The sequence below is a fragment of the Escherichia sp. HH091_1A genome, assembly GCF_030295175.1.
Taxonomy (GTDB): Bacteria; Pseudomonadota; Gammaproteobacteria; order Enterobacterales; family Enterobacteriaceae; genus Escherichia; species Escherichia coli_F.
Genome location: NZ_AP025747.1, coordinates 2,952,837 through 2,966,251, shown reverse-complemented (window position 1 = coordinate 2,966,251; position 13,415 = coordinate 2,952,837). Strand labels below are relative to the sequence as shown.

15 protein-coding genes and 1 pseudogene are annotated in these 13,415 nt (G+C 52.2%); 14 read left to right on the top strand and 2 right to left on the bottom strand.

The features are described from left to right. The first annotated feature begins 2 nt into the window (after positions 1 to 2). The 7 genes and pseudogenes from QUF14_RS14975 to QUF14_RS14945 all read left to right on the top strand — a co-directional run. Positions 3 to 755, top strand: coding sequence for a fimbria/pilus periplasmic chaperone (locus QUF14_RS14975; RefSeq protein ID WP_000288457.1), 753 nt, complete (start codon positions 3 to 5; stop codon positions 753 to 755). Positions 756 to 770: 15 nt separating this feature from the next. Further along, positions 771 to 1,286, top strand: coding sequence for a fimbrial protein (locus tag QUF14_RS14970; protein WP_000877917.1), 516 nt, complete (start codon positions 771 to 773; stop codon positions 1,284 to 1,286). Further along, positions 1,283 to 1,771 carry a fimbrial protein gene (locus QUF14_RS14965; RefSeq protein ID WP_000746532.1) on the top strand — a complete coding sequence of 163 codons (489 nt, stop codon included), beginning with the start codon at positions 1,283 to 1,285 and terminating at the stop codon, positions 1,769 to 1,771. Before QUF14_RS14970 ends, QUF14_RS14965 begins: the two co-directional genes overlap by 4 nt. After that, positions 1,768 to 2,307, top strand: coding sequence for a fimbrial protein (locus QUF14_RS14960; RefSeq protein WP_000846184.1), 540 nt, complete (start codon positions 1,768 to 1,770; stop codon positions 2,305 to 2,307). The genes QUF14_RS14965 and QUF14_RS14960 overlap by 4 nt, the downstream gene beginning before the upstream one ends. A gap of 1 nt (position 2,308) precedes the next feature. Then, positions 2,309 to 3,043 (top strand): StfH/YfcO family fimbrial adhesin, encoded by a 735-nt coding sequence (locus tag QUF14_RS14955; protein ID WP_249822556.1) that lies wholly within the window; start codon positions 2,309 to 2,311, stop codon positions 3,041 to 3,043. Between the two features lie 75 nt (positions 3,044 to 3,118). Beyond that, positions 3,119 to 4,347, top strand: a protein-coding gene (locus QUF14_RS14950; protein WP_097494069.1) for an IS3-like element IS2 family transposase whose coding sequence is annotated in 2 segments (ribosomal slippage) — positions 3,119 to 3,434 and positions 3,434 to 4,347 — 1,230 coding nt in all. Because the reading frame shifts where the segments join, the coding sequence is not laid out codon by codon here. An 11-nt stretch (positions 4,348 to 4,358) separates the two neighbouring features. Then, a pseudogene (locus tag QUF14_RS14945) lies at positions 4,359 to 4,490 on the top strand (StfH/YfcO family fimbrial adhesin); the annotation flags it as partial. A gap of 57 nt (positions 4,491 to 4,547) precedes the next feature. Here the strand turns inward: QUF14_RS14945 and smrB are convergent. Beyond that, the gene (smrB, locus tag QUF14_RS14940) at positions 4,548 to 5,099 is read right to left on the bottom strand and encodes an endonuclease SmrB (protein WP_000730533.1); all 552 of its coding nucleotides are present in this window, start codon (positions 5,097 to 5,099) and stop codon (positions 4,548 to 4,550) included. A gap of 164 nt (positions 5,100 to 5,263) precedes the next feature. Between smrB and prmB the strand changes: the two genes are divergently transcribed. Genes prmB through QUF14_RS14910 form a run of 6 tightly spaced genes read left to right on the top strand, consistent with a single transcriptional unit; the run spans position 5,264 to position 9,812 of the window. Beyond that, on the top strand, positions 5,264 to 6,196 hold the full coding sequence (gene prmB / locus QUF14_RS14935; protein ID WP_001353063.1) for a 50S ribosomal protein L3 N(5)-glutamine methyltransferase: 933 nt from the start codon (positions 5,264 to 5,266) through the stop codon (positions 6,194 to 6,196). Positions 6,197 to 6,230: 34 nt separating this feature from the next. Next, a complete protein-coding gene (gene aroC / locus QUF14_RS14930) occupies positions 6,231 to 7,316 on the top strand; it encodes a chorismate synthase (RefSeq protein WP_001353064.1) in 1,086 nt (361 codons plus the stop codon). 2 nt (positions 7,317 to 7,318) lie between these two features. After that, positions 7,319 to 8,143: a penicillin-insensitive murein endopeptidase gene (gene mepA, locus QUF14_RS14925; RefSeq protein ID WP_001043809.1), complete on the top strand. Its 825-nt coding sequence runs from the start codon at positions 7,319 to 7,321 to the stop codon at positions 8,141 to 8,143. Continuing rightward, complete coding sequence (locus tag QUF14_RS14920) at positions 8,143 to 8,952, top strand: sulfite exporter TauE/SafE family protein (protein ID WP_000447348.1); 810 nt, start codon at positions 8,143 to 8,145, stop codon at positions 8,950 to 8,952. The genes mepA and QUF14_RS14920 overlap by 1 nt, the downstream gene beginning before the upstream one ends. Further along, complete coding sequence (gene epmC, locus QUF14_RS14915) at positions 8,952 to 9,500, top strand: elongation factor P hydroxylase (protein ID WP_001089246.1); 549 nt, start codon at positions 8,952 to 8,954, stop codon at positions 9,498 to 9,500. The genes QUF14_RS14920 and epmC overlap by 1 nt, the downstream gene beginning before the upstream one ends. Positions 9,501 to 9,533: 33 nt before the next feature. Continuing rightward, positions 9,534 to 9,812 (top strand): YfcL family protein, encoded by a 279-nt coding sequence (locus QUF14_RS14910; RefSeq protein WP_000559764.1) that lies wholly within the window; start codon positions 9,534 to 9,536, stop codon positions 9,810 to 9,812. A 215-nt stretch (positions 9,813 to 10,027) separates the two neighbouring features. Here QUF14_RS14910 and mnmC read toward each other — a convergent pair whose 3' ends face one another. Continuing rightward, positions 10,028 to 12,034: a bifunctional tRNA (5-methylaminomethyl-2-thiouridine)(34)-methyltransferase MnmC2/FAD-dependent 5-carboxymethylaminomethyl-2-thiouridine(34) oxidoreductase MnmC1 gene (gene mnmC / locus QUF14_RS14905; RefSeq protein WP_000683543.1), complete on the bottom strand. Its 2,007-nt coding sequence runs from the start codon at positions 12,032 to 12,034 to the stop codon at positions 10,028 to 10,030. A 158-nt stretch (positions 12,035 to 12,192) separates the two neighbouring features. Here mnmC and fabB point away from each other — a divergent pair, with 158 nt between their 5' ends. Next, positions 12,193 to 13,413, top strand: coding sequence for a beta-ketoacyl-ACP synthase I (fabB, locus tag QUF14_RS14900; protein WP_000817187.1), 1,221 nt, complete (start codon positions 12,193 to 12,195; stop codon positions 13,411 to 13,413). The last annotated feature ends 2 nt before the right edge of the window (positions 13,414 to 13,415 follow it).

The window sequence follows — 13,415 nt, the reverse complement described above, 5'->3', positions numbered from 1 at the left end:
CCATGTATACATTGACTCGCTCTGCAACACGCGTTGCCCCGGCGCTGGCGCTGCTGGTGGCGGCCGCCAGTTTTACAACCGACGCATCGGTGACGCCCGATCGCACACGCCTGATCTTCAATGAAGGCGACAAATCTATCAGCGTCACGTTGCGCAATAACGACCCGAAGCAGCCCTACCTGGCGCAAAGCTGGATGGAGGACGAAAAGGGCAACAAAATCAGCTCGCCACTTACGGTACTGCCGCCGGTACAGCGTATAGATGCGATGATGAATGGTCAGGTAAAAGTCCAGGGAATGCCGGATATCAACAAGTTACCCGCCGATCGTGAGAGCATGTTCTACTTTAACGTGCGTGAAATCCCGCCAAAATCGAACAAACCTAATACGCTGCAGATTGCCCTGCAAACGCGTATCAAATTGTTCTGGCGACCCAAGGCACTGGCAAAAATTAACATGAGAGACCCGTGGCAGCACAAGGTGACGTTAACCCGCAATGGCCAGGCGTTCACCGTCAACAACCCCACGCCGTATTACGTGATTATCAGCAATGCCAGCACACAGAAAAATGGTAATCCGGCAGCTGGGTTTACGCCGCTGGTCATGCCGCCGAAATCGTCCGCACCGTTGAATGTGAAGATGGACACTGTGCCGGTGCTGACTTATGTCAACGACTACGGTGCGCGATTGTCGCTGAACTTTAAATGCACTGGCAATAATTGCCAGGTGGATGCAGAGCAAAGCCGCAAAGGCTGATGCCGGGAGAGTCTTATGAAATACACGTTTCTGGTGGGAACGGGCATTTTTCTCCTGAGCGGCTGGCTGATGGGGAACCTTGCTGTCGCAGGGCAAAGTAAAAAGGTGTCATTGTCGTTGCGCATTTTGGTGGATGGGCCACCGCCCTGTTCCGTAAAGGGGAGCAACGTGGATTTTGGCAATGTCTACATTAGCAAAATCAATGGCACAAATTACCGTACCACGACCCCGCTTTATACCCTGAACTGTGATAACAGGGCGGTGGGTGCTGATGAACTGCGGATGCAGCTTAAAGGCGCAACCACCGTGATTAACGGGGAAACTGTCATGGCCACCGAAATACCAGGCCTGGGCATTCGCATCGAAAACGGTGCCGATAACTCTTTGTTCAGAGTGGGTGAAGGTAACTGGACTCCTTTCAACTTTTACCAGTCGCCCAATCTCAAAGCAGTGCCGGTTAAACAGAGCGGAGCGCAGCTTATGCCTGCGGTTTTTAACGCCACTATGACGATGGTGGTGGATTACCAATGAAAAAACGCTTGTTCCTTTTACTCTGCACCTGCGGTGGCGTTGCGCTGGCGGCTGACGATGACATCACCTTCCACGGTACGCTGGTGGCACCGCCTGTCTGTGCTATCAGCGATGGAAAGACCCTCGAAGTGGAATTTCGCGATCTCATCATCGACAGTATCAACGGGGACTATGGCCGCAAGGAAGTGGAATATGACCTGAGCTGTGACTCTGACACGCGCGATCCCAGCTTGAACATGACGCTCACCTGGACGGGGACGCCGACCGCCTACAATAACGCGGCTATCGAAACAGACGTTCCCGGCTTTGGTATTGAGCTTCAGCATGATGGTCAGCGTTTTGTGTTGAATACTCCGCTTGCCATTAACGCCACCGATTTTACCCAAAAGCCGAAACTGGAGGCCGTACCAGTGAAGTCAGCCGATGCGGTGCTGAGCGATACCACCTTTTCAGCCTATGCAACCTTGCGGGTGGATTATCAATGAAGACAGAACGTATTTGTTCACTCGGTTATGGGCTGTTAGCGGGCCTGTTGTTGATCTGCAGCATACGTGCTCTGGCCGTGGACAACAACCTGCATTTTTACGGCAACTTACTCAGCCGTTCTTGTACGCTGGTGGTTGAGAGCGGGAATCTGGCCGAAGTCCATTTTCCGACTATCAGTCGTCGGGATCTTATGGCTACGGGGGAGTCTGCGCACATCCCGGTGGTGTTTAAGCTGAAAGATTGTAAGGGGCCCGCGAGTTATCAGGTCCAGGTGACCCTTACCGGTACGGAAGACAGTGAGCAGCCCGGTTTCCTGGCGCTGGATACCACATCAACCGCGCAAGGCGTCGGAATTGGGATGGAAACGACGGACGGTGTACGGGTGGCGATTAACAACCCCTCCGGGGCGAAATTCACGCTTAGCGATGGCAGCAATAATATTAATTTCAGGGCCTGGCTACAGGCGAAAAGCGGTCGGGAAGTAACGATGGGCGATTTTACCGCCAACCTGACGGCAACCTTCGAGTATATATAATATGAAAAAATGGATGATTTGTTTCGCAAGTCTGATATTACTTGCTCTCAGTTTAGGAACCCCAAAGAGCTATGCTGGTGATAAGCTCTACAGCTCAAGCTTTCCAGGGACTGCAGTATATTATGCAATGAATAATGCCTCTATGCAGGGTACTTTATATTACTATGTTACGGTATTAACGCCAAAAGAAGTCGCTTATGGTCAATACAATGCAACACGCGCGGGGAGAGGCGATACTCTCCCGGTAATATCCTGGACCGGCTCAGGTCCGGCACCAAAGCTAGTGCTGGCTGACTGGGGCCGCACAGATAGCTCAAACTGCCCAGGTATGAATACGACTATATATGTCTGCGGATTTATGACTTTTAATGTCACGGTCGCATCTGATGATTATGGCTGCCCATGGATTGCCTCTCTTTATTCAGTTGCCCAGGCCAGTGGATTTAGTGCATATACAAGTCCAACAGTGAGTCGTACTGTTTGTCCAACAATTCCAGTATCTTCTTATGATATATCCTGGAGTGATAGTTATGTTAGCCATTCTAAAACGTTGCAATTACAATCCAATGGTTCAACCATCACGACAACGCTTTCGACCTATTTGATGGAAAGTGGCAATCTCTGCGATGGCAGTAATTTTGATGCCAGAGGAGCATACTGTCGTGCAGTTTCAGATTTATTAACGTTTACCTCTTATGGTTGCGATAATGCAAAGGTGACTAGACTGGCCCCCTGAATCTCCAGACAACCAGTATCACTTAAATAAGTGATAGTCTTAATACTAGTTTTTAGACTAGTCATTGGAGAACAGATGATTGATGTCTTAGGGCCGGAGAAACGCAGACGGCGTACCACACAGGAAAAGATCGCAATTGTTCAGCAGAGCTTTGAACCGGGGATGACGGTCTCCCTCGTTGCCCGGCAACATGGTGTAGCAGCCAGCCAGTTATTTCTCTGGCGTAAGCAATACCAGGAAGGAAGTCTTACTGCTGTCGCCGCCGGAGAACAGGTTGTTCCTGCCTCTGAACTTGCTGCCGCCATGAAGCAGATTAAAGAACTCCAGCGCCTGCTCGGCAAGAAAACGATGGAAAATGAACTCCTCAAAGAAGCCGTTGAATATGGACGGGCAAAAAAGTGGATAGCGCACGCGCCCTTATTGCCCGGGGATGGGGAGTAAGCTTAGTCAGCCGTTGTCTCCGGGTGTCGCGTGCGCAGTTGCACGTCATTCTCAGACGAACCGATGACTGGATGGATGGCCGCCGCAGTCGTCACACTGATGATACGGATGTGCTTCTCCGTATACACCATGTTATCGGAGAGCTGCCCACGTATGGTTATCGTCGGGTATGGGCGCTGCTTCGCAGACAGGCAGAACTTGATGGTATGCCTGCGATCAATGCCAAACGTGTTTACCGGATCATGCGCCAGAATGCGCTGTTGCTTGAGCGAAAACCTGCTGTACCGCCATCGAAACGGGCACATACAGGCAGAGTGGCCGTGAAAGAAAGCAATCAGCGATGGTGCTCTGACGGGTTCGAGTTCTGCTGTGATAACGGAGAGAGACTGCGTGTCACGTTCGCGCTGGACTGCTGTGATCGTGAGGCACTGCACTGGGCGGTCACTACCGGCGGCTTCAACAGTGAAACAGTACAGGACGTCATGCTGGGAGCGGTGGAACGCCGCTTCGGCAACGATCTTCCGTCGTCTCCAGTGGAGTGGCTGACGGATAATGGTTCATGCTACCGGGCTAATGAAACACGCCAGTTCGCCCGGATGTTGGGACTTGAACCGAAGAACACGGCGGTGCGGAGTCCGGAGAGTAACGGAATAGCAGAGAGCTTCGTGAAAACGATAAAGCGTGACTACATCAGTATCATGCCCAAACCAGACGGGTTAACGGCAGCAAAGAACCTTGCAGAGGCGTTCGAGCATTATAACGAATGGCATCCGCATAGTGCGCTGGGTTATCGCTCGCCACGGGAATATCTGCGGCAGCAGGCTTGTAATGGGTTAAGTGATAACAGATGTCTGGAAATATAGGGGCAAATCCAGTGACAGTCACACCGACACGTAAACCGTTAACGGATAGAAAACTCCACGACATTGTGGTGAAGGTGAATACCAGTAGTCGGCAACCGATTGATTCTACGTGCCGTTTCCAATATGTCTTAAATGAATTGTAATGTTAATCTTTCACCGACCAGTTAGCTGGTCGGTGAAAGTACATGTTGATAATGATGTCAGGGCAACTCAGGCGGCAACCACTCTTCCACTTCAATCAACACTAATAAAGCTGCATCACCGCCGTACTCTTTCGGTGCCTGATGAAACGCCATCACATGGGGATGTTGCGCCAGCCACAGCGGCGTTTGCTGCTTCAAAATATGCTTACCATGACCATGCATCACGCAGGCGCAAAACACATGTTCACGACGGCAGGCGGCAATCAGAGCCCCAAGTTCCTGCTTAGCTTGCAACTGCGTCAAACCGTGTAAATCCAAAAACAACTCCGGCGAATAATCGCCGCGGCGCAGTTTCTTCGCTTCAAAGTGGCTGACATCCGGACGGACATATTTCACCGGACCTTCGGTATTCAATAACGGTTGAAACTCATCGGAGAAATAATGGCTGGCATCGGCCTGTTCCTGAATTAACCGCTTGACCGGTACTTCGCTAATTTTTTTACGTAGCGGCCGATGGACGATGGTGTCCTGCTTTATCTGGCGGGTCCCCGCCATCAACTGGCGGAACAGCGCCTGGTCCTCCTCGCTAAGTGATGATTTCTTTTTCATTTACATCTCTCATTTCTAATTTTCCTACAGTTTACCCGACTCGTCGTCTAATCGATCGTTTTAAACGTATTTTTCCTCACTCACCGCGCGTGAATGCTGATTTATCGTCATCTTCATGGCAAACTAGCCGCCGAAATTAATGCGACCATGCCCTGGAGGAATACGTGGATAAAATTTTCGTTGATGAAGCAGTAAATGAGCTGCAAACCATTCAGGACATGTTGCGCTGGTCGGTGAGCCGCTTCAGCGCGGCAAATATCTGGTACGGCCACGGCACCGATAACCCGTGGGATGAAGCCGTACAACTGGTGCTGCCATCGCTCTACCTGCCGCTGGATATTCCGGAAGATATGCGCACCGCGCGTCTGACTTCCAGCGAAAAACATCGTATTGTTGAGCGCGTGATCCGCCGCGTCAACGAACGCATTCCGGTGGCCTACCTGACCAACAAAGCCTGGTTCTGCGGTCATGAATTTTACGTCGATGAACGTGTGCTGGTGCCGCGCTCGCCGATTGGTGAACTGATCAACAATAAATTTGCCGGACTCATCAGCAAGCAACCGCAGCACATTTTAGATATGTGCACCGGAAGCGGCTGTATTGCGATTGCCTGCGCTTATGCCTTCCCGGAAGCAGAAGTCGACGCGGTAGACATCTCTCCTGACGCGCTGGCGGTTGCTGAACAGAACATCGAAGAACATGGTCTGATCCACAACGTCATTCCGATTCGTTCCGATCTGTTCCGGGACTTGCCGAAAGTGCAGTACGACCTGATCGTCACTAACCCGCCGTACGTTGATGCGGAAGATATGTCCGACCTGCCAAATGAATACCGTCACGAGCCGGAACTGGGTCTGGCATCTGGTACTGACGGCCTGAAACTGACGCGTCGTATTCTCGGTAATGCGGCAGATTACCTTGCTGATGATGGCGTGCTGATTTGTGAAGTCGGCAACAGCATGGTACATCTTATGGAACAATATCCGGATGTTCCGTTCACCTGGCTGGAGTTTGATAACGGCGGTGATGGTGTGTTTATGCTCACCAAAGAGCAGCTTATTGCTGCACAAGAACATTTCGCGATTTATAAAGATTAAGTAAACACGCAAACACAACAATAACGGAGCCGTGATGGCTGGAAACACAATTGGACAACTCTTTCGCGTAACCACCTTCGGCGAATCGCACGGGCTGGCGCTCGGCTGCATCGTCGATGGTGTTCCGCCAGGTATTCCGCTGACGGAAGCGGACCTGCAACACGATCTCGACCGTCGTCGCCCTGGGACATCGCGCTATACCACCCAGCGTCGTGAGCCAGATCAGGTCAAAATTCTCTCCGGTGTTTTTGAAGGCGTTACTACCGGCACCAGCATTGGTTTGTTGATCGAAAACACTGACCAGCGTTCTCAGGATTACAGCGCAATTAAAGACGTTTTCCGTCCAGGCCATGCCGATTACACCTACGAACAAAAATACGGTCTGCGCGATTACCGCGGCGGCGGTCGTTCTTCCGCTCGCGAAACCGCCATGCGCGTTGCAGCAGGGGCGATTGCCAAAAAATATCTCGCTGAGAAATTTGGTATAGAAATTCGCGGCTGCCTGACCCAAATGGGCGACATTCCGCTGGAAATCAAAGACTGGTCTCAGGTCGAGCAAAATCCATTCTTCTGCCCGGATCCGGACAAAATCGAAGCCTTAGATGAACTGATGCGCGCGCTGAAAAAAGAGGGTGACTCTATTGGCGCGAAAGTCACCGTTGTTGCCAGTGGCGTACCCGCCGGACTTGGCGAGCCGGTCTTTGATCGCCTGGATGCCGACATCGCCCACGCGCTGATGAGCATCAACGCGGTGAAAGGTGTGGAAATTGGTGATGGTTTTGACGTGGTAGCGCTGCGTGGCAGCCAGAACCGCGACGAAATCACCAAAGACGGTTTCCAGAGCAACCATGCGGGCGGTATTCTCGGCGGCATCAGCAGCGGGCAGCAAATCATTGCCCATATGGCGCTGAAACCGACCTCCAGCATTACTGTGCCTGGACGCACCATTAACCGCTTTGGCGAAGAAGTTGAGATGATCACCAAAGGCCGTCACGATCCTTGTGTTGGGATCCGCGCGGTGCCGATCGCGGAAGCGATGCTGGCGATCGTTTTAATGGATCACCTGTTACGGCAACGGGCGCAAAATGCTGATGTGAAGACTGATATTCCACGCTGGTAAAAATGAACAAAACTGCGATTGCGCTGCTGGCCCTGCTTGCCAGCAGCGCCAGCCTGGCAGCGACGCCGTGGCAAAAAATAACCCAACCTGTGCCGGGTAGTGCACAATCGATAGGCAGTTTTTCAAATGGCTGTATCGTTGGTGCTGACACGCTGCCGATACAGTCCGAACATTATCAGGTCATGCGTACCGATCAGCGTCGCTATTTCGGGCACCCGGACCTGGTGATGTTTATCCAGCGTCTGAGTAGCCAGGTGAGCAATCTGGGTATGGGCACGGTGCTGATTGGCGATATGGGAATGCCTGCTGGTGGGCGTTTCAATGGCGGTCACGCCAGTCATCAGACCGGACTGGATGTGGACATCTTCCTGCAACTGCCGAAAAAACGCTGGACCTCCGCGCAACTCTTGCGCCCGCAAGCATTAGATTTGGTTTCCCGCGACGGTAAACACGTTGTCCCCGCGCTGTGGAAGCCCGAAATTTTCAGCTTGATTAAACTCGCCGCGCAGGACAAAGACGTCACGCGTATTTTTGTTAATCCGGCGATTAAACAACAACTTTGCCTTGATGCGGGCACCGATCGCGACTGGTTGCGCAAAGTGCGACCCTGGTTCCAGCATCGCGCCCATATGCATGTACGATTACGTTGTCCTGCCGATAGTCTGGAGTGTGAAGATCAACCTTTACCGCCACCGGGCGATGGTTGCGGGGCAGAACTGCAAAGCTGGTTTGAACCTCCAAAACCGGGAACAACAAAGCCTGAGAAGAAGACACCGCCTCCGTTGCCGCCTTCCTGCCAGGCGCTACTGGATGAGCACGTGATCTAATGGAAACGTTTAATAGCCTGTTTATGGTTTCCCCGCTATTACTGGGACTCCTCTTTTTTGTCGCCATACTGGCGGGATTTATCGACTCTATTGCCGGGGGCGGTGGGCTACTCACCATTCCGGCATTAATGGCGGCGGGGATGTCTCCGGCTAACGCGCTGGCAACCAATAAACTGCAAGCCTGCGGTGGCTCTATTTCTGCCACTATCTATTTTATTCGCCGCAAAGTGGTTAGCTTAAGCGATCAGAAACTCAATATCGCCATGACCTTTATCGGCTCAATGAGCGGCGCTTTGCTGGTGCAGTACGTTCAGGCTGATGTCTTGCGGCAGATTTTGCCCATTCTGGTGATTTGTATTGGTCTTTATTTCTTACTGATGCCCAAACTGGGAGAAGAAGATCGCCAGCGTCGGATGTATGGACTGCCATTTGCGCTGGTGGCGGGGGGCTGCGTAGGTTTTTACGATGGATTCTTTGGCCCGGCTGCCGGATCGTTTTACGCGTTAGCCTTCGTTACGCTGTGCGGCTTTAACCTCGCCAAAGCCACGGCCCACGCCAAATTACTCAACGCAACGTCTAATATCGGCGGTTTGCTGCTGTTTATTCTCGGCGGCAAAGTGATTTGGGCGACAGGATTTGTGATGCTGGTGGGGCAGTTCCTCGGCGCGCGCATGGGGTCAAGACTGGTGTTGAGCAAAGGGCAAAAGCTGATTCGCCCAATGATTGTTATCGTCTCGGCGGTGATGAGTGCCAAATTACTTTATGATAGCCACGGACAGGAGATCCTCCACTGGTTGGGGATGAACTAATGAATAGTACACACCACTATGAGCAGTTGATTGAAATTTTTAATAGCTGCTTTGCCGATGAATTTAATACCCGTCTGATTAAAGGCGACGACGAACCGATCTATCTTCCTGCTGATGCGGAAGTACCGTATAACCGAATCGTCTTTGCTCACGGCTTTTATGCCAGCGCAATTCATGAGATTTCGCACTGGTGTATTGCCGGGAAAGCGCGCCGTGAGCTGGTTGATTTCGGCTACTGGTATTGTCCGGACGGACGCGATGTCCAAACGCAAGGCCAGTTTGAAGATGTTGAAGTGAAGCCGCAGGCGCTGGACTGGTTGTTCTGTGTGGCGGCGGGATATCCGTTTAATGTCAGTTGCGACAATCTGGAAGGGGATTTCGAACCGGACCGCGTGGTATTTCAACGGCGGGTACATGCACAGGTGATGGATTATCTGGCAAACGGTATTCCCGAGCGTCCGGCACGCTTCATTAAAGCACTACAAAATTATTATCACACGCCGGAACTTACGGCGGAACAGTTCCCGTGGCCGGAAGCGCTCAACTGAAGCCTGCGCCACGTTTTACAATGAGGAAAGAAGATGATCGCGGAGTTTGAATCACGCATTCTGGCATTAATCGACGGTATGGTTGACCATGCCAGTGATGATGAGTTGTTTGCCAGTGGGTATTTGCGTGGCCACCTGACATTAGCCATCGCAGAACTGGAAAGTGGTGATGACCACTCCGCCCAGGCGGTACATACGACCGTTAGCCAGAGTCTGGAAAAAGCCATTGGTGCCGGTGAGTTGTCGCCGCGAGACCAGGCGCTGGTGACCGATATGTGGGAAAACCTGTTTCAACAGGCGTCACAGCAGTAAGTTGTTGGCGTCTGGAGCGTCATGCCTGATGCGACGCTTATCGCGTCTTATCAGGCCTACAGGTTTTACGTAGGTCGGATAAGGCGTTCACGCCGCATCCGACATTGAGTGCATAATGCCTGATGCGACGCTTATCGCGTCTTATCAGGCCTACAGGTTTCACGTAGGTCGGATAAGGCGTTCACGCCGCATCCGACAAACGCTGCCAAAGCAGATTACCCTGCCTTAACCGCTTTCCTTTTCAACAACTTCCGCACCCATAACCGATTTGGATTTAACGCCGCCAGCGTATTGCTATCCATCGGAATCGGTTCGTCGCTCATCTGCGCTGCCAGAATCTCGGCACACAGCGGGGCAGAACACAAACCACGCGAACCTAAAGCCGCAAGCATAAAAAGATCGTCATAAATCGGCGCGCTGACCGCGTTGTCTTTCTGTTCCGCCAGAGATGCATATTCTGCGAGCGTTGCATCATAATCAGGGACATTGCCTACCATTGGCAGATGATCTCGGGTGGCACAACGCACACCGCAGCGAGCGTCTTTATCACTGACATCAACCTCTTTTGCCCACTGCGCCTGCGGGAAACAATCAATCAACCGCTGGCGATTCTGCTGCTGATCTTCATCACTGTACGCCGTATCTTCGCTGCCGCGATGATAACTGGCACCAATACAATGGTGCTGATTCGCCGGATTTTGTGGCGTGAGATAACCGTCATAGCACAGCACCTGCTTCAGCTTCGCCAGTTCCGGCGTTGTTGGAATATGGCTGACCTGACCGGCAACGGAATACACCGGCAGAGACAACGTTTGGCTGAAACCGCTGATTTGATGCCCGTTCGCCAGTACCACCACACTGTGTGTTGCTTGCTGATCACCTGCAAAATTCAATAACCAACAGTCATCCTTACGGGATAAATCCTTTAACTGATGTTGATAACAAATCTGCAAACCCTGCTGTTGTGCCAGTTCCAGCACATTACGGGTCAGCTCTGCCGGACACAGCCAACCACCTTGCGGATAAGTAATACCGCTGCAATTTGTCGCAACGCCCGTAATTTGTTCAACCGCCTTAGCATCAACGGCCACAGCCAGTTCTGCGGGTAAATCCATCGACAGCATTTGTGCGATTTTGTGCTGACTTTTCTCATCCCAGCCTAACTGCGTGACGCCGCACCAGTCATGATCAAATTTAACAGGCAATAAATCGTAAAGCCGACGAGCAAATGTAAACGCATTGGAGAAAAACCGGTTTAGTGCTTCATCATGTTTACTTAAGAGCGGATACAGCGCCCCCTGGCGATTGCCGGAAGCACCGAGCGCGGGGGCCTCATCCGCACAATAAAGTGTAACCTGCCAGCCGCGCCGTAATAGCGCCAGCGACAATAATGCGCTGGCGATACCACCGCCAATAATCGCCGCTTCCCGTTTGCGACTACCCGTACGGTTAAACCACGGCGTGGAGCAGGGGAGGGGTAATGCTTGCTCCATCACCCCGCAAAGCATTTCCCGTTTACGCCCAAATCCTTTGCGCTTTTGCATGGTGAATCCGGCTTCCTGCAAACCCCGGCGGACAAAACCGGCAGACGTAAATGTCGCCAGAGTGCCACCCGGACGCGCCAGCCTTGCCATGGCGTTAAACAGATTTTGCGTCCACATATCCGGGTTCTTCGCTGGCGCAAAGCCGTCCAGAAACCAGGCATCTACCTTTTGATTTAGCGAATCGTCCAGTTGGCTGGTCAGTTCGTTAATGTCACCAAACCATAAATCCAGCGTCACGCGGCCTTCATCGAGCAATAAACGATGGCAACCGGGCAAGGGCAAAGGCCACTGCGCCTGAAGTTTTTCTGCCCACGGTGCCAGTTCTGGCCAGTGTTGATGCGCTAATCCTAAATCCGCACGAGTGAGGGGAAATTTCTCAAAACTAATGAAATGTAAGCGTTGTAATTGCGCTTGCGGATGAGCTTCGCGAAACTGATCAAATGCCTGCCATAGCGTCAGGAAGTTTAATCCGGTGCCGAAGCCGCTCTCTGCTACCACAAACAGAGGATGCGGATGTTCAGGAAAGCGTGCCTCTAATTGGTTACCCCCAAGAAAAACATAGCGTGTCTCTTCCAGTCCGTTATCGTTGGAAAAATAGACATCGTCAAAATCTCGGGAAACAGGTGTACCCTCAGCATTAAATTCGAGGTTGGCAGGTTGTATGGCGTAGTGTTTCACGTAAGTTACTCGTCTTACAGGCGGTGGCTCGATCTTAGCGATGTGTGTCAGGCTGCGCAAATTTCTCTATTAATTGGCTGATCGGACTTGTTCGGCGTACAAGTGTACGCTATTGTGCATTCGAAACTTACTCTATGTGCGACTTACAGAGGTATTGAATGAAACGTGCAGTGATTACTGGCCTGGGCATTGTTTCCAGCATCGGTAATAACCAGCAGGAAGTCCTGGCATCTCTGCGTGAAGGACGTTCAGGGATCACTTTCTCTCAGGAGCTGAAGGATTCCGGCATGCGTAGCCACGTCTGGGGCAACGTAAAACTGGATACCACTGGCCTCATTGACCGCAAAGTTGTGCGCTTTATGAGCGACGCATCCATTTATGCATTCCTTTCTATGGAGCAGGCAATTGCAGATGCTGGCCTCTCCCCGGAAGCTTATCAGAATAACCCGCGCGTTGGCCTGATTGCAGGTTCTGGCGGCGGTTCCCCGCGTTTCCAGGTGTTCGGCGCCGACGCTATGCGTAGCCCGCGCGGCCTGAAAGCGGTTGGCCCGTATGTGGTCACCAAAGCGATGGCATCTGGTGTTTCTGCCTGCCTCGCCACGCCGTTTAAAATTCACGGCGTTAACTACTCCATCAGCTCCGCGTGTGCGACTTCCGCACACTGTATCGGTAACGCAGTAGAGCAGATCCAACTGGGCAAACAGGACATCGTGTTTGCTGGCGGCGGCGAAGAGCTGTGCTGGGAAATGGCTTGCGAATTCGACGCGATGGGCGCGCTGTCTACTAAATACAACGACACCCCAGAAAAAGCCTCCCGTACTTACGACGCTCACCGCGACGGTTTCGTTATCGCTGGCGGCGGCGGTATGGTGGTGGTTGAAGAGCTGGAACACGCGCTGGCGCGTGGGGCTCACATCTATGCTGAAATCGTTGGTTACGGCGCAACGTCTGATGGTGCAGACATGGTTGCTCCGTCTGGCGAAGGCGCAGTTCGCTGCATGCAGATGGCGATGCACGGTGTTGATACGCCAATCGACTACCTGAACTCTCACGGTACTTCAACTCCGGTTGGCGACGTGAAAGAGCTGGCGGCTATCCGTGAAGTGTTTGGCGATAAGAGCCCGGCAATTTCTGCAACCAAAGCAATGACCGGTCACTCTCTGGGCGCTGCGGGTGTGCAGGAAGCTATCTACTCTCTGCTGATGCTGGAACACGGCTTTATCGCACCGAGCATCAACATTGAAGAGCTGGACGAGCAGGCTGCAGGTCTGAACATTGTGACCGAAACGACCGATCGCGAACTGACTACCGTTATGTCTAACAGCTTCGGCTTCGGTGGCACCAACGCCACGCTGGTAATGCGTAAGCTGAAAGATTAATT

Coding starts and splice junctions, on each gene's coding strand:
- epmC (WP_001089246.1), top strand. CDS start 8,952: ATGAATAGTACACACCACTATGAGCAGTTGATTGAAATTTTTAATAGC.
- QUF14_RS14910 (WP_000559764.1), top strand. CDS start 9,534: ATGATCGCGGAGTTTGAATCACGCATTCTGGCATTAATCGACGGTATG.
- QUF14_RS14975 (WP_000288457.1), top strand. CDS start 3: ATGTATACATTGACTCGCTCTGCAACACGCGTTGCCCCGGCGCTGGCG.
- QUF14_RS14955 (WP_249822556.1), top strand. CDS start 2,309: ATGAAAAAATGGATGATTTGTTTCGCAAGTCTGATATTACTTGCTCTC.
- QUF14_RS14965 (WP_000746532.1), top strand. CDS start 1,283: ATGAAAAAACGCTTGTTCCTTTTACTCTGCACCTGCGGTGGCGTTGCG.
- QUF14_RS14970 (WP_000877917.1), top strand. CDS start 771: ATGAAATACACGTTTCTGGTGGGAACGGGCATTTTTCTCCTGAGCGGC.
- aroC (WP_001353064.1), top strand. CDS start 6,231: ATGGCTGGAAACACAATTGGACAACTCTTTCGCGTAACCACCTTCGGC.
- QUF14_RS14920 (WP_000447348.1), top strand. CDS start 8,143: ATGGAAACGTTTAATAGCCTGTTTATGGTTTCCCCGCTATTACTGGGA.
- fabB (WP_000817187.1), top strand. CDS start 12,193: ATGAAACGTGCAGTGATTACTGGCCTGGGCATTGTTTCCAGCATCGGT.
- smrB (WP_000730533.1), bottom strand. CDS start 5,099: ATGAAAAAGAAATCATCACTTAGCGAGGAGGACCAGGCGCTGTTCCGC.
- mepA (WP_001043809.1), top strand. CDS start 7,319: ATGAACAAAACTGCGATTGCGCTGCTGGCCCTGCTTGCCAGCAGCGCC.
- QUF14_RS14960 (WP_000846184.1), top strand. CDS start 1,768: ATGAAGACAGAACGTATTTGTTCACTCGGTTATGGGCTGTTAGCGGGC.